At 53.7% G+C, this 19,816-nt stretch carries 17 protein-coding genes; 9 read left to right on the top strand and 8 right to left on the bottom strand.

What is annotated here, in order from left to right; all coding sequences use genetic code 11:
* Positions 1-244: 244 nt before the first annotated feature.
* The 3 genes from A0G03_RS09360 to A0G03_RS09350 all read right to left on the bottom strand — a co-directional run bounded on the left by A0G03_RS09360 (position 245) and on the right by A0G03_RS09350 (position 3,837).
* Positions 245-1,006, bottom strand: coding sequence for a sulfite exporter TauE/SafE family protein (locus A0G03_RS09360; RefSeq protein WP_048263005.1), 762 nt, complete (start codon positions 1,004-1,006; stop codon positions 245-247).
* 75 nt (positions 1,007-1,081) lie between these two features.
* Entirely contained in the window at positions 1,082-2,407 is a 1,326-nt protein-coding gene (locus tag A0G03_RS09355; protein WP_048262913.1) for an MmgE/PrpD family protein, read from the bottom strand.
* 77 nt (positions 2,408-2,484) lie between these two features.
* Positions 2,485-3,837, bottom strand: coding sequence for an MmgE/PrpD family protein (locus A0G03_RS09350; RefSeq protein ID WP_048262911.1), 1,353 nt, complete (start codon positions 3,835-3,837; stop codon positions 2,485-2,487).
* A 335-nt stretch (positions 3,838-4,172) separates the two neighbouring features.
* Between A0G03_RS09350 and A0G03_RS09345 the strand changes: the two genes are divergently transcribed.
* The gene (locus A0G03_RS09345; protein ID WP_048262909.1) at positions 4,173-4,823 is read left to right on the top strand and encodes a GntR family transcriptional regulator; all 651 of its coding nucleotides are present in this window, start codon (positions 4,173-4,175) and stop codon (positions 4,821-4,823) included.
* A 587-nt stretch (positions 4,824-5,410) separates the two neighbouring features.
* Here A0G03_RS09345 and hemY read toward each other — a convergent pair.
* Genes hemY through hemC form a run of 4 tightly spaced genes read right to left on the bottom strand, consistent with a single transcriptional unit; the run spans position 5,411 to position 9,433 of the window.
* Positions 5,411-6,604, bottom strand: a complete 1,194-nt coding sequence (gene hemY / locus A0G03_RS09340; RefSeq protein ID WP_048262907.1) for a protoheme IX biogenesis protein HemY — start codon at positions 6,602-6,604, stop codon at positions 5,411-5,413.
* Between the two features lie 2 nt (positions 6,605-6,606).
* Positions 6,607-7,731 (bottom strand): uroporphyrinogen-III C-methyltransferase, encoded by a 1,125-nt coding sequence (gene hemX, locus A0G03_RS09335; RefSeq protein ID WP_048262906.1) that lies wholly within the window; start codon positions 7,729-7,731, stop codon positions 6,607-6,609.
* A gap of 23 nt (positions 7,732-7,754) precedes the next feature.
* The gene (gene hemD / locus A0G03_RS09330; protein WP_048262904.1) at positions 7,755-8,495 is read right to left on the bottom strand and encodes a uroporphyrinogen-III synthase; all 741 of its coding nucleotides are present in this window, start codon (positions 8,493-8,495) and stop codon (positions 7,755-7,757) included.
* Entirely contained in the window at positions 8,492-9,433 is a 942-nt protein-coding gene (gene hemC, locus A0G03_RS09325; RefSeq protein WP_048262903.1) for a hydroxymethylbilane synthase, read from the bottom strand. The genes hemD and hemC overlap by 4 nt, the downstream gene beginning before the upstream one ends.
* 457 nt (positions 9,434-9,890) lie before the next feature.
* Between hemC and A0G03_RS09315 the strand changes: the two genes are divergently transcribed.
* Both A0G03_RS09315 and A0G03_RS09310 read left to right on the top strand, forming a co-directional pair.
* On the top strand, positions 9,891-12,446 hold the full coding sequence (locus A0G03_RS09315) for a class I adenylate cyclase (RefSeq protein WP_048262901.1): 2,556 nt from the start codon (positions 9,891-9,893) through the stop codon (positions 12,444-12,446).
* 48 nt (positions 12,447-12,494) lie between these two features.
* Positions 12,495-13,661, top strand: coding sequence for an MFS transporter (locus A0G03_RS09310; RefSeq protein WP_048262899.1), 1,167 nt, complete (start codon positions 12,495-12,497; stop codon positions 13,659-13,661).
* Positions 13,662-13,713: 52 nt separating this feature from the next.
* Here A0G03_RS09310 and cyaY read toward each other — a convergent pair whose 3' ends face one another.
* Positions 13,714-14,034 carry an iron donor protein CyaY gene (gene cyaY / locus A0G03_RS09305; protein WP_048262897.1) on the bottom strand — a complete coding sequence of 107 codons (321 nt, stop codon included), beginning with the start codon at positions 14,032-14,034 and terminating at the stop codon, positions 13,714-13,716.
* 59 nt (positions 14,035-14,093) lie between these two features.
* Here cyaY and lptM point away from each other — a divergent pair, with 59 nt between their 5' ends.
* From lptM to uvrD, 6 genes are all read left to right on the top strand, one after another.
* Entirely contained in the window at positions 14,094-14,279 is a 186-nt protein-coding gene (gene lptM, locus A0G03_RS09300) for an LPS translocon maturation chaperone LptM (RefSeq protein WP_048262895.1), read from the top strand.
* Positions 14,280-14,356: 77 nt separating this feature from the next.
* Positions 14,357-15,181 carry a diaminopimelate epimerase gene (gene dapF / locus A0G03_RS09295; RefSeq protein ID WP_048262893.1) on the top strand — a complete coding sequence of 275 codons (825 nt, stop codon included), beginning with the start codon at positions 14,357-14,359 and terminating at the stop codon, positions 15,179-15,181.
* Positions 15,178-15,882, top strand: a complete 705-nt coding sequence (locus tag A0G03_RS09290; protein WP_048262891.1) for a DUF484 domain-containing protein — start codon at positions 15,178-15,180, stop codon at positions 15,880-15,882. The genes dapF and A0G03_RS09290 overlap by 4 nt, the downstream gene beginning before the upstream one ends.
* Entirely contained in the window at positions 15,879-16,814 is a 936-nt protein-coding gene (gene xerC, locus A0G03_RS09285) for a tyrosine recombinase XerC (protein ID WP_048262890.1), read from the top strand. The genes A0G03_RS09290 and xerC overlap by 4 nt, the downstream gene beginning before the upstream one ends.
* Positions 16,814-17,530, top strand: coding sequence for a 5-amino-6-(5-phospho-D-ribitylamino)uracil phosphatase YigB (gene yigB, locus A0G03_RS09280; protein WP_048262888.1), 717 nt, complete (start codon positions 16,814-16,816; stop codon positions 17,528-17,530). Before xerC ends, yigB begins: the two co-directional genes overlap by 1 nt.
* 82 nt (positions 17,531-17,612) lie before the next feature.
* A complete protein-coding gene (gene uvrD / locus A0G03_RS09275) occupies positions 17,613-19,775 on the top strand; it encodes a DNA helicase II (RefSeq protein ID WP_048262887.1) in 2,163 nt (720 codons plus the stop codon).
* Positions 19,776-19,816 lie beyond the last annotated feature (41 nt).

The following is a 19,816-nucleotide window of genomic DNA, read 5'->3' as shown; positions in this document are numbered from 1 at the left end:
GTTTTATGCCCATCAGATTTCAAGCTGCCTGCAACTCGAATTACCTTGGGGCTAATTTGTTGTAATTAATTGTTTTTATTGTAATGCGTCCTTTTGTATACAAATGTTCTCAATGTTGCTTGTAAATGGCAAATAGCATATTTCTCTATCTAAAGCTGAATAATGGATATAGCTATTTCGGGGACGATTCGAAAGATAAAAAGGGGCTGTGCCTTGCGCAGTAAGCAAGGCACAGAGGGATGATTTAGCGGGCGAGCAGGCCTTGTACGCCTTGCCACATGAGTTGGGTGCTGAGGATCAACATGGTGAGGCGAAAGGTGGTGCGGAATAGCTTTTCGGGCAGATTATCCAGCAGGCGCGTGCCTAGCCAGGTTCCCAATACTCCGCTGACAATCATCGCAGCCAGCATTGGCAGCCAGTCGTGATAGGCAAACCCCATCATCCCGAATGCCAGTATCTTCAAGCCGTGTTGTAACACCATGCAGAGCGCATGCGTGGCGATAAGCGGCTGTTTGGTTACCCCTTGAGAACTGATAAGTCCGGCGACCATCGGGCCGGTTGCACCGACGATCATGGTGCCAAGGCTGGTGAGCGCACCGCCGAGAACGAAGAACAATCGATTAACCGGTTTTGGTGCGGTGCGTTTACGGAAAACCGACCACAGAATGAAACTGGCCAGCGCGATTTTTGCCACGCTGTCTGGGATCCAAACGGCGACGGGCGTGCCTACTGCGATGCCAATGACGCTACCGATAAAAAACCACAGTGCCAGCGGCCAGACAATATACAAACGTTGAATCAGGCTGCGGCTCAGGTTAGAACCGAGTTGGACGATGCCGTGAACCGGCAGCAGGCTGCTGACTGGCATTCCGAGCCCCATGATCGCCAGTAGCGTGACGCCGCCGCCCAGCCCCAGCGCTGCCGTTAACGCCGACGTCAAAAAGCTGCAAAAAATCAGGATACCGGCAAAGAGCGGAGAAATGTCGGGCGGAACAAGATGTAGCATGGTGAAACCCATCGCGTGGTCGAGCAAATGATAATGCCTGATGCGATCAATGCGTATCAAGCACCCTTTCCGCCGTTAACGATAATCGTCGCGCAGCAGCCGTTGATACAGTTCCTGTGCCTCGGTACGAGGCAGAGCCTGACTGGCGCAGTCGATAAACTTCTCCGCGATCAGATTATCCGGCAGCGGATTTTCTGCGCTGGAGCCTAGCGCGCCTGCCACACGACGGTGATAAGTGCGGCCATCACGGGTCATTAATGTGACGTGTGCCGTGTGCGTGGTGCTTTCGTCATGGCAGATCAGTTCAACGCGTGCCATTAGCGACTGTGTTGTGGGGTCGTGCAGCGCTGCCTCGTCAATAAAATCGTCGAGCGTCAGCTTCCCCTGCACCCAAGCGCGAGCGATGCAGTAGTGCAGGCTGAATTTCCCTGCCAGCGGTGTGTCCGGTGTTGGGATGTTGATGTGCGGGAAGCGAATAGGGTGGATGGCAATCTGAATACGCTCCAGCGATTCGGGAGCCAGTTTGGTTTCCTCGCGCAGCGCCAGCAGCCCGTCTAGCGGTGCCAGAATGGCGTAGCAGCAGGGGAAATATTTAAAATTATTCCCTTTTATTGGATCCAGGATGTGGGACGGCGCAGACCAGGGTTCGGTTAACGGCGTGGTGTCGACGTTTTCATCTGCGCGGTTGTAGACATTGAAATAGCCGTGATGATGTTCAAACGCGGTATCACCTGCGCTGAAACCTTGACGCGCCAATAATACCGCCATGACGGCGCTGCGGTTGGCGTGACCGACCGCCAGTGATTTCGTCTGGCTGCCAAAGTTGGATTTGATACCGGAGGCCAGCGATGCGGTGATGGCAAAGGCGGTCGCCGTTTCTTCTTCGCTAAGCTTCAGCAGCACCGCGCAGGCGGCGACGCCTGCGAAAATGCCAACGGAGGTTGTCGGATGCCAGCCGTTACGATACTGAAAAGGGCTGACGGCTTTTCCCATGCGCACCGCGGTTTCATAGCCGCACAGATAGGCGTGCAGGATCGCTTTCCCGTTGGCGTCCAGCTCGTCTGCCAATGCCAGCAGAGCTGGAAGCACGGCGACAGAAATATGCCCGTGCAGCCAGGAATTGGAGTCGTCGAAATCGAGTAAATGGGCGGATGTGCCGTTTAGCAACGCGGCATCCAGCGCGTTGCGTTTGAGGTCCGTACCGAAAATCCGGCTTTTCCCTACGGCGGCTGATGGAACGATCACCGCTCTGAGTTTTTGCGCACCGTCCTGAATGCCTCCCGCAAGCGTGACGCCCAGCGTGTCAATCACAGCGGTTCGTGCGTGTGCCAATGCGTCGGCAGGGAATGTCTGGCGAGAAAATTCCAGCAGATTATGGGCAAGCTGGCGGGCAATGGTCATGAAAGCGTCCTGTCGTTATCGTGAAATTTTTATGTTGAATTGCTTACATCGAATTGTTTATGTCGAGCTGAAGCGCGTTAGCTCGCTAATAGCTCGGTGAGAACGGCAAGCGAGCCAGGCTGCTCAAAGTGAAAAGCCGCCTGATAGAGCCGATCGCTACGGGTTTCCCCTAATATGGGGAGGGTCAGGGCATCAAATTTGGCGCGCAGTTCGGCGTCGGTCAGCGGATTTTGCGGATGACCGCGATACACGTCGGTTTCCGCGTGCAGTTTTTCTCCGTCTTCCAGTTCGATGTCGATAAAGGCGGAACTGGCCGATTGTCCTTCTACTGCATTGATCTGCAAGCGCGACAGCAGTTGGCGCGGCGCGGGGTCGTCAACGGCGTGCTGAGTGAAGTCTGTATCGTTGAGACGGTAGCCGCTCAATGCCAGCGCAATGCAGTGCGGAATACTGAATTTACTCTCCAGTGGGTTTTGCGGGTTGGCGATCCCGGCGTTCACCATGCCCATTGGATGGACTTTGGCATGAATACGGGCGATAGCGCGGCCTTTCAGTTGTGGGTAGAGCTTAAGTGCCGTTTCAATTGATGCGTGGGTTCCCCGACAGCTGGCATACAGCTTGTAGCCGTTACCCAATAGCTCCCAACTGTCGCCAAAATCGAGCGGCGGGATAATGGCGCTACCATCCTGCACAAAGGTTTTCACCCAACCATCGGTTTCATAAAAGTGATGGGCAGCGATAAAGCCTTCGTCAGCCAGTTCCGCTGCCGTGATGCCGTCCATTGCCGCTTTGCCAGCATGAAACGGTTTTCCGTGCGTGCCGGACGATTTTTGCAATCCTCCCATCATGGTCGCGGCCGCTCCCAGCGCATTGGCGATGGCATTGGGTTCGAGGCGTAAAATGGAAGCGGCGACGGCGGCTGCCCCGGCACGTCCAACAATCGACGTTGGGTGAAAACCGCGACGTTGTAGGTTACGGCCTACGCCGGGCACCCAGCCGCCGCCCAGTCTGGCCATGACTTCAAATCCGGTAATAAAAGCGATAAGCGTTGTGCGTTCGTCTGCGCCGTAGTGTTGCGCCATTGCTAAAGCGGTAGACCAGCAAGGGCCACTGGGATGCCCCGCGCCAGCGGGATGCGTATCGTCATAGTCGGCTGCATGAGAAAGTGTGCCATTGATCAGTGCTGCCAGTGCCGGTGTGGTTTTTGCACCGAGAATGATTTGTGCGTTACCTTGAGCCTGCCACCGTTGTGCCATGCGTTGAACCGCGTTGGCGGCATCATCTCCTGCTGCGCCAATAGAGACGCCTAGATAGTCAATGAGCGCTCGTTTGGCTTCGTGCCAGACGGCATCGGGAATCGCCATCGTAGGCGCAGTGTGAATAAACTGGTTGAGTGCGTTACCGCGAGGAAACGTCGGAGTGGCGGGCATCGTAGGAGCTCCTTAGACGAAAACGCGATGACATTGCCAGCAAAGCCGATTGGTTTTGGGATTCGCGTTTTGTCTTGTTGAATGCATTTGTATACAGTGTGGCGAAAAGCATATTCAATCGTCCATTCAGTGACAAAGACGCTTTTTCGCTAAGCTAAGCACAAAATATGCGATGCGATATCTTGCTAAAGGCAGGGCGTCGGGCAAACTTGAATTTTTCTCAATACATGACGATCCGTGGCGCAGCGTGAACATCAGAATCGCTATAAAGGCGAGGTGTGTTACCCGCTTGCGTGTGAAGCCATCCTGATCGTCACACCATATATCAAGGGATTATGAACTTAACACTTACCGACAAAAAGATGGCGCTGTCGCCGTTCGAGATACTGATTAACGCGATCGAGAAGGGCGAGTTACTGCCAGGTGAACGCTTGCAGGAAACACGGCTGGCACAGCAGTTTGGGCTTAGCCGCACGCCGATTCGTGAGGCACTGCATCGGCTTGAGGCGTTGGGGTTGGTGGAGCCAGGTCCGCAGCGTGGGCTGATGATTGCGCAGATCAGCTATGAGCGGCTGCGTCAGCTTTTCGCCGTGCGTGAAGGGTTAGAGCGGTTGGCGATGGAACTGGCAGTGGCTTCTGCTTCGACAGAAGAACTGGAGTTGTTGCAGGATATGGTCAACGTGGAGAAAACGCTTACCGACAGCCAGCAACTGCACGATCACAACCGCCTTTTTCATCGGCAGATTTATCGGGCGACCCATAATCCCTATCTGAACGAGATGTTGGAAAACTTGCGTATTCATCTGTCGCTACTGCGTGGAACCACTTATGAGTCGACGAAACGTACCGAAGAAGCGCGGCGCGAACATCAGGCGATTGTGGAAGCACTGGTGCGGCGTGATAAGGACGGGGCGCAAGAAGCAGCCTGCCAGCATATTCGTAATGGTTATCGCGCCCGGCTAAGTATGTTGAATCAGCAGCTTTGACAGGACTGTCGGAAAAACACGACACCTGGGGGGATCTGCTGTCGCAAAAAGGAGACATTTAATTTATTGATTAATAATGATTAATATTTTATCTGATAAATTCGTCTCTGAATGGCGACAGGATTTGTGAGTTCGATCTCGTTTTTACCACCCAGTGTGTTGTTGCTTCCCCTCCGACGGATAAATAAAAATAGTATTTACTATTAGCTAGTTAAATTGAATTGATGAGGCCGCGGCAATAAAATTATGCATGTTGGCATAATTTGTGCTTAAATAAGCGGGTAGATGCTCATTCCACCTTCTATGCTTGCTTCGGCTTCATAATCCTGGGAATGACGCAGAGCCAATTTGAGGTGCCTATCGTCCAACTCCAGATGAAGATGCAAATCTCCATCGGGCCTTCCGGACATAACGTTGAGTGAGGCACCATTCTGTTGTCTGACAGACCTGATATTTTCAACGCTTACCGTTTATCGGTAAGCGTTTTTTTTTCGTCTGATGAAAATGCCCGGTACAGCTTGCTAACGAGACATAAAAAATAAATAAGGCTCCAAAGAAGGAGCCTTATGAAAGGGATGATGCAGTGATTAGTTGGCCGGTTGCTGTAGCGTGAGTAACAGCCCTTCACGCCGCATTTGTGCCGCTTCATCCGGCAGATGCAACCGCTCTAGTGCATCGGCGCGCCAGGCGTAATCATAAGCGTCTGGGCGCAGTTCCAACGCGGTGTGGAAAGCATCGCTGGCCTGTTGCCATTCGCCGTGTTTCATCAGCAGTTGGCCTAACGTACTGCTTAGCAGCGGCGTTGCGCCATGTTGCTTGATGTACTGATGCAGCATTTTTTCCAGCTGTTCTGGGTTACCAGCCTTGAGGCGTGGCATCAGCAGGATCAAACGTTCGTCATACTGACGTTTGAGACCATCAAGAATGATCTTCTGGGCAGTATCATGATCGTCACACTCGATCAAATGCTCAGCCATCGCGATCTGAAGTGGGATCTCATTACGCACTTTGCGACTCTGATTATTCCACCACGATTTCAGCCCTTCACTGCCACCATCCGCCATCGCTTGATTCATCAGACCGATATACGCCTGCTGTTGCAGATCCAGCAAACGCGCTTCAGGGTACAGATTGATTTTGCGCATCGCAGGCAGAATATCCAGAAGCGCACTGTAGGCTTGGGTACGTAGGAAAGCCTGCTCCGCTAAACGCAGCACTTCAGGATGGCGAGGTGCGACTTCCAGCAATTTGTCCACGCCGTGACGCGCAGCATGATCTTCATTACGTGCTAGCTGAATGCGCACGCGCGTAATATCCACCGGAAGCTGATCGGTATCTGCAACCTCGGCGGCACGCTCCAGGTATTGCTTGGTGCGGAACTCGTCACCGCGCTGTTGAGCGGCTTCGGCTGCCAGAAGGTAGTTAACCACGGGCTGCTCGGCATGATCGGCATTGCGAGTCAGCAGTTTCTCTACCTGTAAATAATCCCCTTCGGCCAGCTTGAGCAGCGCGGCTTTGGTCTGTTTTCTGGCTCGGCTGCGTTTGCGGCCAAGAAACCAGCCGCGTGTGCGAGATCCAGTTCGAAAGAGTCGGCGCAGCACCCATTCCACCGCCAAAAAGGCGAGGAAAAACAGCACCAGCATAATGACGAGACCGGTCACGCTGGTTTGAATGTCGTAGTTATCTGTCTGGATCAGAACGTAGCCTTGGTGACCCGCGACGATCGGGCCGATCACAACGCCAGCGATCAGGATCAGGAACAGCAATAAGACTTTCAGCATGTTCACTCTCCCTGCTGTGTGGCTGGCGCTTGAGCCAGTAGGTTACGAACGCGCGTTTGCATCAGTTTTTCCAACAGAGCCTGACTTTGTAGTTCCGTTGGAACATCCAGTGAAACCGACTGCTGGCTTAAGGCATCAAGCTGATCCAAAAAGGCCTGCGTCGTAGGGTCGGTGGTATTGAAGTAGGCGCGAACCCAGGTTGCTGCTGTTTCCAGCGACTGTTTGTACACTTCATTCTGGTGGCGAGGAATTGCCTGTGCGGCAACCAGCAGGCGTGAGCGGATGTTCTCACGCAGATATACGTCCTGATTTGGTGCCAGCAATGGCTCAGCAGCGCTGTCGCGGCGACGAATGGTGATAAAGTCAGCCAGGAAATTGTGCCAGCTCTTGCTCAGGTTTTGTCGCCACTCGCTTAAAGAAGCGGACAGCTCTGTGCTGTTGGCATCCATCGGCGCTTCATCAGTGTTGTTGTCGGCGAGCTGCAAGTTGTCCAACTGATCGGTAAGTTGGTTCACTTTCAGGATGATACCGTCAAAGTCGACCTGACTAACGCCTGCCAGTGCACCGATATCATTGGTTAACGCACGGCGGATTTCTATCAGGCTAGGGTCGTTCATTTCCGCGAGGCTGGCATCCGCGCTTTTCAGCAATGCGCCTGCGGTGGTGACGTCTTTGTCGCTCCAGAGCTTACGTCCTGCCAGTTTTACCAGAAAATCCGCCTGAGCGATCAGCCAGGTATTGGTGTCATGGCTGGAAAGCGCCGCCAGTTTATCGCGTAGCTCATCTGACTGACGCGTTAGTGCTTCAAGACGCTGTGTTGCGCTGTCCTGCACTTTGCTTTGCTGCTGTTGAGCGTCCAGCCATTGCTGTTGTTCCTGCTTGTGCTGTTGCTGCAATGCGTTTAGCTGTGATTCCAGACGTTGAAGCGATGCGGTTTCTCGCTGTGCCTGCTGGTGGCCGTGGTAATACAATCCCGCGCCTATTGCCAGCGCAATCACGATGGCGATCGCTCCTAGCATGGCCCCGCTGCGCTTGGGCTGCGGTGTAGGATCTTGCTGCTGATGCGCGGGTTCAACCCGTTCAGCAACCTCGTCGGATGGGGCTGTGGGGGTATTGTGTTCCGTCATAATGGTACATCCCATGATCAGGTTTATTGTAGTGCGCGCACGAGCGCATCGTTATCGGCGTTATCGGCGACTCGGATATCGCGCCAGCCGAGCTGACGCGCCTGTTCTGCCAGTCGTTCGCTGACGACGATCAACTGGCAACCGAGTAACCAGGAAGCCCGATAGTAATCAGGTACTAAAGTATAGATCCGTTGTAGCATTTCTCCGCTGGTAATCACCAGTTTGTCGATGCCTATTTGCTGCCAATGGCGGCTTTGCTCCGGTCCATCATAGTGAACGTCTCTGCGCTGATAGCATTCACAGTAGGTCACCTGAGCGCCCCGTTCAATTAGCGTTTCTCCCAGTAGTTCTCTTCCGCCGTTGCCGCGTAATAATAGTGCACGTTTCCCCGCAACATCTTGCAGTTCAGGGAGTTGTAAAAGTGTTTCGCTGGTTTCACGCTCGGGTGGATAGGTAACGGGGTGTGCGCTGATTTTATGCAGTGCCAGTGCCGTGGTACGGCCAATGGCATAATAAGCGAGGTGCGCAGGCCAGCTTGTGCCCGTACGTACCAGCATAGGGTCTGCGTAATGAATCGCGTGTTGTGAGAGAGCAAACACCAGATCGTCGGCGTGCAGCGCGTATAATTGTGCAGGCAGGCCTACGAGTTCTCGTCCGGGCGAAAATTCAATCAGCGGGCTGTGCCAAGCGTGGTAGCCGAGCTTTCTTAAACGGGTCACCAGTTGTTCGCCAGTTGGTGACGGACGGGTAACCAGAATAGTCATGATGAGCTTTGCCCTTGATAAACGGCCTGAAGGATTGCGCTGGCTCCTTTTGCCAACAGTTCTTCAGCCAGTTCAGTGCCGATTTTTTCAGCGTCTGAGACGCTTCCTTTCCGCTCACCGACGATCATTTGGCTGCCATCCGGTGCGCCAACCAGTGCGCGTAACCACAGCGTATCGCCTTCCAGTTCGGCGTAGCTGCCAATCGGCACCTGACAGCCGCCTTCAAGGCGCACATTCATCGCACGCTCAGCCAGTACGCGGGCAGCGGTATCGGTGTGATTGAGTGGGGCAAGGAGTTGGCGAATGCGATCGTCATCTAAACGGCATTCGATGCCGATAGCGCCTTGTCCGACGGCTGGCAGAGACTCTTCCGGGCTTAACGCGCAGCGAATACGTTCTTCAAGGCCAAGACGTTTCAGGCCGGCGACAGCAAGAATAATGGCGTCATACTCGCCGTTGTCCAATTTTGCCAGACGCGTTCCGACATTGCCGCGCAAATCACGAATCACCAGATCGGGACGTCGAGCGCGTAGTTGGCACTGGCGGCGCAGGCTGGACGTACCAACACAGCTGCCTTCCGGTAATTGCTCGAGGCTGTCGTAATGATTGGAAACAAAAGCGTCGCGCGGGTCGTCGCGTTCGCAAATAGTGGTCAGGCCGAGGCCATCGGGGAATTCGACAGGCACATCTTTCATGGAGTGGACGGCGATATCAGCGCGTCCTTCAAGCAGCGCCAATTCCAGCTCTTTAACAAACAATCCCTTACCACCGACCTTTGCCAATGGCGTATCCAGGATGATGTCGCCGCGGGTTACCATCGGCACCAGTTCCACCTGTAAATCGGAATAGAGATGGTTCAAACACTGCTGAACATATCGTGCTTGCCATAAGGCTAGCGGGCTTTGTCGGGTGGCAATTCTAATAATATTGGCTAACATGCTTGATACCGTTTTTATCATTTTCCGCCATCGTATCACTGATGGTGCGTTGGTGTCAGGTTGTGGGCATTCGCGGTGCGCCTTTAAAACGGTCTGAAATTTGGGTGCCGCAAATCTAGATATACTCTAAATAATTCGAGTTTCAGGAAGGCGGCAAGGGAAGGAGTCCCGATGAGCTTACACAAGTAAGTGATTCGGGTGAGTGAACGTAGCCAACGCACATGTAACTTGAAGTATGACGAGTAAGGAAGCCGTGCTGATGCAGTCGGGTAGAGAAATTCGTAATAAAGCAAGATAGGTAAGTCTAACTTTCTTTACTTTCTTTACGCCCAATCAGCAAGGTGTTAAATTGATCACGTTTCCAGCAATAATTCGCTAAACATTCTTCTAATTTTATCATTGGCGAATTTGGAACACGGGGTTTTTCTAGGCACTGGGATAAATCAGGCGAGACGTCTTGTACTTCTACATCGAGACTTTGAAGCAAAGACTGGATGCGATCAACCAACTGCGTGTTGACCGTGCTCTGGGAGCAATGAAGCCCGCTTTTCAGCAGGTTTACAGTCTTCTGCCCATTTTATTACATCATCATCACCCGTTGATGCCCGGCTACCTTGAAGGCAAGGTGCCTCACGGTATCTGCACTCACGCGCCTGATGAAAAGCAACAACAGTACCTTGATGGCATCGCATTGCGCTGGGGTCAGTTTGACAGTTCTCATCCGCAGGGCGAACTGCCGATCACAGGCATCTATTCAATGGGGAGCACCTCGTCTATCGGGCAGAGCTGTAGCTCCGATCTCGATATCTGGGTGTGCCACCAATCTTGGCTTGATAGCGAAGAACGCCAACTCCTACAGAAGAAATGTACGCTGCTAGAGCAGTGGGCAGCCTCTCAGGGCGCTGAGGTTAGCTTCTTCCTGATGGATGAAAGCCGTTTCCGTCACAATGAAAGTGGTAGCCTGGGTGGTGAAGACTGCGGCACCATGCAGCACATCCTGTTACTCGACGAATTCTACCGTACTGCCGTGCGTATGGCCGGTAAACGCATTCTGTGGAACATGGTGCCGGTCGAAGAAGAATCCCACTACGACGAATATGTGCTGTCGCTGTACTCGCAGGGGGCACTGGCACCGAACGAGTGGATGGATTTAGGTGGCTTAAGTACGCTGTCGGCGGAAGAGTATTTCGGCGCGAGCCTCTGGCAGCTCTATAAAAGCATCGATTCTCCGTATAAAGCGGTACTGAAAACACTGCTGTTGGAAGCCTATTCTTGGGAATACCCAGATACTAGCCTGCTTTCGACCGAAATTAAAAAACGGCTGCATGACGGCGAAATTGTCTCTTTCGGTCTCGATCCTTACTGCATGATGTTGGATCGCGTAACGCACTATCTGACGGCGATCAACGATCCCACGCGCCTCGATCTGGCGCGTCGATGTTTCTATTTAAAAGTGTGTGAAAAGCTCTCCAGAGAACAAGCCTGCGTCGGCTGGCGTCGCCAGATTCTGAGCCAACTAGTACAAGAGTGGGGCTGGAGCGACGAACATCTGGCAATGCTGGATAACCGCGCTAACTGGAAAATCGAACAGGTACGCGAAGCGCATAATGAGCTGTTGGATGCGATGATGCAGACTTACCGCAACCTGATTCGCTTCGCTCGCCGTAATAATCTGAGCGTCAGCGCTAGCCCCCAGGATATCGGTGTGTTGACCCGTAAACTGTACGCCGCGTTTGAAGCACTGCCGGGTAAAGTTACCCTGCTGAACCCACAAATTTCGCCCGATTTGTCAGAGCCAAATTTAACCTTTATTTATGTTCCGCCTGGTCGAGCGAACCGTTCCGGCTGGTACCTGTACAATCAGGCTCCGTCGATGGATGCGATCATCAGCCATCAGCCGCTGGAATATAACCGTTACCTGAACAAGCTGGTGGCGTGGGCGTATTTTAATGGTTTGCTGACGCCGAGCACGCGTCTGTACATCAAAGGTAATGAACTGTGTGACATCACGCGCCTGCAAGCGCTGGTGGACGATGTCGCCAGCCACTTCCCACTACGCCTGCCTGCACCAACGCCGAAGGCGCTGTACAGCCCGTGTGAAATTCGTCATCTGGCGATTATCGTCAATCTGGAACACGATCCGACGGCAGCTTTCCGCAATCAGGTGGTGCATTTCGATTTCCGTCATCTGGACGTGTTCAGCTTCGGCCAACAGCAGCAGTGTCTGGTTGGCAGTATCGACCTGCTGTATCGCAACTCGTGGAACGAAGTGCGTACGCTACATTTCAGCGGCGAGCAGGCGGTGTTGGAAGCATTGAAAACCATTCTGGGCAAAATGCATCAGGATGCCGCGCTGCCGGAATCACTGGAAGTGTTCTGCTATAGCCAGCACCTACGTGGGTTGATCCGTACTCGCGTGCAGCAGCTGGTTTCCGAATGCATTGAGCTGCGTTTGACCAGTACACGTCAGGAGCCAGGTCGCTTCAAAGCGGTGAAAGTCGCAGGCCAAACCTGGGGGCTGTTCTTTGAGCGGCTGAGTGTGTCGGTACAGAAGCTGGAAAATGCCGTAGAATTTTATGGCGCGATTTCCAACAACAAGCTGCAAGGCCAGCCGGTTCAGGTTGAAACCAACCATGTGCATTTACCGCCAGTAGTCGATGGTGTTGCTAGCGAAGGGATCATCCAATTCTTCTTTGAAGATCTGACGGAAAATCAGGGCTTTAATATCTATATTCTGGATGAGTCGAATCGCGTCGAGGTGTATCACCATTGTGAAGGCAGTAAAGAAGAGCTGGTGCGCGATGTCAGCCGCTTCTATTCGTCTTCGCATGACCGCTTTACTTACGGTTCTAGCTTTATCAATTTCAACCTGCCGCAGTTCTACCAGATCGTACAGTTGGACGGCCGCACGCAGGTGATTCCGTTCCGCAGCAGCGCGCTTTCTCATCTGTGCATTACGCCCGTGGTGGATGATGAGGTGATGACGATGAAGCAGCGGCTACAAATCTTATAGTCACGTCCTGACACTCGGCTTTCAGCGCATTCAGAAAAGGATGTATTGATGGATTCGTTGCAACGCCGAAATCTGATACTGCTGGCGCTCGGACAAGGGCTGACCGGCAGTATTATTTCCCTGATGACGCTGTGTTCCACGCTGGTTGGCGTATCGATGACGCCAGTTCCGCTGCTGACTACATTACCGATTACTGCGACGGTATGTGGCGCGGCGCTGATGATTTACGCCGTTTCTTCATTGATGACGAAATATGGCAGGCGCAATACGTTCATCATCGGCACGCTACTGGGGCTGGCGGGGGCGCTTTTGGCGGCGCTGGCGATTGTGCTACACAGCTTCTCATTCTTTGTGTTTTCAACGTTTGTTCTGGGGATGTCCTGCGCCTTCAATCAATATTATCGTTTCGCGGCTGCCGAAATCTTTACTGAGAATCAGCAGAAAAACCGGGCGATATCATGGGTGATCAGCGGGGGTATCTTGGGCGGCTTCCTTGGCCCGTTCGCGGCCAGTCAGGCTTCTCAGCTTTGGACTTCATACCCGTTTCTCGGCAGTTTTATCGCTGCTGGGGTTATCTGCGTTATCACGTCATTGCTGCTGCTTGGCCTTAAGTTACCCCCGATGCCGATTGTTACGGCTAGTGCTCAGCGTAGTGAGTCGCTGGCGGCGATCCTGAAAAATCGGGCGTTTGTGTTAGGCACGGTAAGCTGTTCTGTCGGATTTGTGGTGATGACACTGCTCATGAACTCAGCGCCGCTAGCGATGCATCAGCACCATTTTTCCGTCAGCCATAGCGCGACGGTTTTGCAATGGCATTTTGTTGCGATGTATGCCCCCGCTCTGTTGCTCGTGCTGTTGGCGAAGCGGCTGACGCCGGTTCAGGTCGTGGCGATCGGCATGGTATGTAACGTTGTCGGTGTGGCGGTAGCGCTGAGTGGTTTAACGTTTTGGCACTTCCTTTTTGCGCTGGTGCTGTTTGGTATCGGGTGGGCGTTTATGTTCAACGGCGGGACATTTATGCTGAACGCCTTTACGCATTCAGTGCATAAATCCCGTTTGCAGGGCATTAACTCGCTGGTGGTGTATGTGCCTAACGCGTTGGCTTCGCTGTCTGCCGGTAGCATGATGGCGCTGGCCAGCGGCTGGCCGCTGGTGAATATGGTCGGTATCGGCATGCTGCTGGTACTGGCGCTGATAGTGCTGGGACGGCGCTGATGTTCGAGGCATCGCAATACCATGAGTTGCGGTGCCATGAAGACAGAGAAGGTTACTCGAAGTGGACGGTTTCCCCAGCCTGAGCCGAACAGGCTGATGACAGCAGCGCGATAAAATCCTCACCGCTGCGATCGCATATCCAGCGCGTTTCCTGAAGGCTAAAGTGATAACCGCCCGTTTTGGTCGCCAGCCAAATTTGGTGCAGAGGTTCCTGCCGATTAATCACGATTTTGCTGCCGTTCTCAAAACTCAGCGTCATCACGCCGCCGTTGATCTCGTAATCAATGTCGGCATCACCCTCAAATCGATCCAGCGTTTCTTCCAACTGAAGCATGAGTTCGTCGGCTAATTGGTGGAACTCGCTATCGTTCATTTTCGATTCCTATTGATTTTCATGATCCACCTGCGATTATAGAGAACATACGAGTATTAATGACAGGTCTTAACGTGATGAAGAACGTACTTCGCCCATTTTTTCTGGTGTTAGCAGTAGTGAGTTTATTGGGTTGTGGCCTGAAAGGTCCGCTGTATATGCCTGCCGACGGCAAATCCGGTGCGTCAACGACTCAGCAGAATGAGAACCAGCCGCCACAAAATAAAGCGTCAATACGTCCTTAATGCGTGACGGTAATAATAAATAACAGGTCACGTAGATGTTTATCGCGCCCGGTTAAGCAAGCGGGGGAGTCAGGATAATGCAGTTCGCTAAGATGCACGGGTTAGGCAACGATTTCATGGTTGTTGATGCCGTTACGCAAAACGTTTATTTTTCACCCGAATTGATTCGCCGCTTGGCGGATCGACACTGTGGTGTGGGATTCGATCAACTGTTGGTGGTTGAGCCGCCCTACGATCCTGAGCTGGATTTTCATTACCGTATTTTTAATGCGGATGGCAGCGAAGTGGCGCAGTGCGGTAATGGCGCGCGCTGCTTTGCTCGCTTTGTTCGCTTGAAAGGGTTAACCAACAAGCGTGATATCGCCGTCAGTACGCAGACTGGCCGAATGGTGCTGTCTGTGACCGACGATGAACTGGTTCGCGTCAACATGGGCGAACCGAATTTCGAGCCGCAACAGGTGCCTTTTCGCGCGGTCAAGGCGGAGAAAACCTACATCATGCGTGCCGACGAACACACGGTACTGTGTGGCGTGGTGTCGATGGGCAACCCGCACTGTGTGATTCAGGTTGAGGATGTGGCAACAGCGAAGGTGGAAACACTAGGGCCGCTGCTGGAAAGTCACGAGCGTTTTCCTGAGCGCGCCAATATCGGTTTTATGCAGATCGTCGATAGCCAGACTGTCCGTCTGCGTGTGTACGAGCGCGGTGCGGGAGAAACGCAGGCGTGTGGTAGCGGTGCGTGTGCGGCCGTGGCGGTTGGGATCCAGCAGGGGTTATTGTCCGCGAAAGTTCGCGTATCGCTGCCGGGCGGGGAGTTGGATATTCAGTGGGATGGGCCGGGACATCCGTTATTCATGACCGGGCCTGCAACGCATGTCTACGATGGATTTATTCATTTATGAAGAATGTCGAGGAACAGGCAGAACGCGAGATCGCACTCAGTGACGAGATGGTTTTGCAGTTCCTGCAACAAAATCCTGATTTTTTTATCCGCAATGCGCGTCCCGTCGAGCAGATGCGTGTTCCTCATCCTGTCAGGGGAACCGTGTCGCTGGTGGAATGGCAACTAGCACGCCAGCGTAACCACATCACTCAGCTTGAGGAAGAAATCACGCTGTTGATGGAGCAAGCGGGCGCAAACGAGGTGCTGTTCAATCGCCTGCTTGGGCTACAAACTGAATTGGCATCGGCGGAAAGCCTGACAGACATGTTGGACCGCTTGCAGCGCTGGGCGCGTCAGCTTGGTCTGGCGGGGGCAACGGTTCGTCTGTTTAGCGACAAATGGCGCATTGGTGCACCTTCCGGCTTTACCCACCTTGGGTTAAACCGTTCCACGTTTGAGCCGTTGCGCATTCAGCGCTTCGGACAACAGAACCACTACCTTGGCAGCCTGAATGGGCCGGAGCTGTTGCTTCTGCTACCGCAGGCTCGGCAGGTTGGTTCGGTTGCGCTGTCGCTGATGGGAAACTATCACGATTTGGGCGTGCTGATTTTCAGCAGCCGTGACAGCCATCATTATCAGGATGGCATGGGAACCGTACTGCTACAGCAAATGGCCATGATGCTACCAGCGATGCTGGCGCGCTGGGTTGAGCGGGTATGAGCCGACAGCCTGCATCATCGGAGGCACCTTCCTCTTCTCCTCTACAAACCGATGTTGATGCGTTCCTGCGCTATCTGAAAGTAGAACGCCAGTTAAGCCCGTTGACACTGACCAGCTATTCGCGCCAATTATCTGCGGTTATCACAATACTCTCCGCTGCAGGTGTCGCTGACTGGCGCAAGCTGGATGCTTCTGGCGTGCGCGCCGTGGTGTCCCGCAGTAAGCGCGATGGGTTACATTCAGGAAGTCTGGCGCTCCGTTTATCGGCGTTGCGCAGCTTTCTCGACTGGATGGTGTCACGCGGTGTACTGACGGCAAACCCAGCCAAAGGGGTATCCACGCCGAGAGCCGGACGTCCTTTGCCAAAGAATATGGATGTCGATGAGGTGAATCGCCTGCTGGAGATCGATCTGGACGATCCCCTTGCGGTGCGTGACCGTACGATGCTGGAAGTGATGTACGGCGCGGGCCTTCGTCTGGCAGAGCTGGTCGGCATGGATTATCAGCATATCGATCTGGCAAGCGGCGAAGTCTGGGTAATGGGGAAAGGCAGCAAAGAGCGAAAATTACCGATAGGAAAAACGGCAGTAACCTGGCTGGAACGCTGGCTGGCGCTGCGCGAACTGTTCGGTCCACAGGATGATGCCGTGTTTATCTCCAATCAGGGGCGACGCATTTCGATGCGCAACGTGCAAAAGCGTTTTGCCGAATGGGGCGTTAAGCAGGGTATCAATAGCCATGTTCACCCGCATAAGCTACGCCACTCCTTTGCGACGCACATGCTGGAATCCAGCGGTGATTTACGTGCAGTTCAAGAGCTGCTCGGTCATGCCAATCTGACTACGACGCAGATTTATACCCATCTTGATTTTCAACATTTAGCCTCCGTGTACGATGCTGCGCATCCACGCGCCAAACGAGGGAAACCCTGATGCATTTTTACCGATCTCTTGGCCCGATCCGTGCGATCACGTTCGATCTGGATGACACGCTGTACGATAACGCGGACGTCATTCGACGCACGGGGCAAGAGTCAATCCGCTTCTTGCAAGAGTACCATCCTGCGCTTCGTGATTTTCAGGCGGATGATTTCCAAAACTTACGCCAGACCTTGCTGGAACGCGAGCCGGACATCTATCACGACGTCACTGAATGGCGTCGCCGTGCGGCTGAGCTGGCAATGTTAGAACGTGGCCTGAGTGCCGCGGAGTCGAAGAGTGGCGCAAAAGCGGCAATGGAAAACTTTGCCCACTGGCGTAGTCAGATTACGATTACGGAAGAGACGCACCAGACGTTGGCAGCATTAGCCGAGAAAGTGCCGCTGGCGGCGATTACCAATGGCAATGCTGAGCCGCATCGGTTTGGTCTCGATCGCTATTTTTCTTTCATCCTGCGTGCCGGCCCGCACGGTCGCGCCAAGCCGTTTGACGATATGTACCATCTGGCGGCGGAAAAACTCAACCTGCCTTTGCATGAGATCCTGCATGTCGGCGACGATCTCACGACCGATGTCGCGGGGTCGATCCGCTGCGGTATGCAAGCCTGCTGGATTAACCTGCGTGAAGGCAGCCTGACACAGATTGGTGACGCTCGGCTGCTACCGCATATTGAAATTTCGCGGTTGGCATCGCTGTCGGCATTGCTATAATCACCGCATTAGTCTGTATAAATTACCAGTGGAAACGCCCCTTATGTGCGCGGTGTTTCCCGTCACCGGATAACCCGTACCTATGGACGTTTCTGATCTGCTCGATGGCCTCAACGACAAACAGCGTGACGCGGTAGCCGCGCCGCGCAGCAATTTATTGGTGCTGGCAGGGGCAGGCAGCGGCAAGACTCGGGTACTGGTTCATCGTATTGCCTGGCTATTGTCCGTCGAAAACTGTTCGCCGTACTCCATCATGGCGGTGACGTTTACCAACAAAGCCGCAGCGGAGATGCGTCATCGTATCAACCACTTGATCGGCACCAGTCAGGGTGGCATGTGGATTGGCACCTTCCATGGATTGGCACACCGTCTGCTGCGCGCGCACCATATGGATGCCAATCTGCCGCAGGATTTCCAGATTCTGGACAGCGACGATCAGCTGCGCCTGCTAAAACGGCTCATTCGGGCGCTGAATCTGGATGAGAAGCAGTGGCCGCCGCGTCAGGCGATGTGGTTCATCAACGGTAAGAAAGACGAAGGTTTACGTCCGCAGCACATTGAAAGCTACGGCAATCCCATAGAGCAAACGTGGCAGCGTGTCTATCAAGCCTATCAGGAAGCGTGCGATCGCGCCGGATTGGTGGACTTCGCCGAACTGCTGCTGCGTGCGCATGAACTGTGGCTGAACAAGCCGCATGTGCTGAATCACTATCGTGAGCGTTTTACCAATATTCTGGTGGACGAATTTCAGGATACCAACCGTATTCAATACGCCTGGATCCACATGCTGGCGGGTGATAGCGCCAAGGTCATGATCGTTGGAGATGACGATCAGTCGATTTACGGCTGGCGTGGAGCGCAGGTCGAAAATATTCAACTGTTCCTGAAAGATTTCGCTGGCGCAGAAACGATCCGTCTGGAGCAGAACTATCGCTCGACCAGCAATATCCTGAAAGCAGCGAATGCCCTGATTGCCCACAACGGCGGGCGGCTTGGCAAGAACCTATGGACGGATGGTGTCGAGGGTGAACTGATTTCGCTTTACTGCGCGTTCAATGAACTGGATGAGGCACGCTACGTCGTCAACCGGATTAAAGCCTGGCAGGAAAACGGTGGTGCGCTGCAAGATAACGCCATTCTGTATCGAAGCAACGCCCAGTCGCGCGTACTGGAAGAGGCGCTGTTGCAGCAGAGTATGCCGTACCGCATCTACGGCGGAATGCGCTTCTTCGAACGTCAGGAAATTAGAGATTCGCTATCTTATCTGCGCCTAATCGCCAATCGTAATGACGATGCGGCGTTCGAGCGTGTGGTGAATACGCCGACGCGCGGAATTGGCGATCGCACGCTCGACGTGGTGCGCCAGACGGCGCGCGATCGTCAACTGACGCTGTGGCAATCTACTCGCGTGCTGTTGCAGGAGAAGGTGCTGGCCGGACGTGCGGCGGCATCGCTGCAACGCTTTATCGAATTGATCGATGCGCTGGCCTATGAAACCTCTGAACTACCGCTGCATGTGCAAACCGACCGGGCGATTAAAGATTCTGGCCTGTGGAGCATGTACGAACAGGAAAAAGGCGAGAAAGGACAGGCGCGAGTAGAAAACCTGGAGGAACTGGTGACGGCTACGCGCCAGTTCAGCTATCAGGAAGAAGATCAGGATCTGATGCCGCTTCAGGCATTCCTGTCGCATGCTGCGCTGGAAGCGGGTGAGGGTCAGGCGGATGCCAATCAGGACGCGGTGCAGCTTATGACGTTGCACTCGGCGAAAGGGCTGGAGTTCCCGCAGGTGTTTATCGTCGGCATGGAAGAAGGCATGTTCCCTAGCCAGATGTCGCTGGATGAAGGCGGACGTCTGGAAGAAGAGCGTCGTCTGGCCTATGTTGGCGTCACGCGCGCGATGGAAAAGCTGACGATAACCTACGCTGAATCCCGCCGTTTATATGGCAAAGAAGTCTATCATCGGCCTTCCCGATTCGTCGGGGAACTGCCTGAAGAGTGTGTTGAAGAAGTGCGGTTACGCGCCAGCGTCTCCCGCCCGGTCAATCACCAGCGCCTTGGCACGCCGATAACGCAAAATGACAGCGGCTACAAATTGGGACAACGAGTTCGTCATGCGAAATTCGGCGAAGGTACCATCGTGAATCTGGAAGGCAGCGGCGATCACGCCCGTCTTCAGGTCGCGTTTCAGGGGCAGGGTATTAAATGGCTGGTTGCCGCCTACGCCAGACTGGAAACGATGTGATCGTCACGCGTGTGGCAGCATAACTTATAAAAATCCTGTAT

Origin of the sequence: Pectobacterium peruviense (assembly GCF_002847345.1) — a bacterium.
Classification (GTDB): Bacteria; Pseudomonadota; Gammaproteobacteria; order Enterobacterales; family Enterobacteriaceae; genus Pectobacterium; species Pectobacterium peruviense.
The sequence above is the reverse complement of the archived record's forward strand: the minus strand, read 5'-3'. Positions and strand labels throughout refer to the sequence as shown.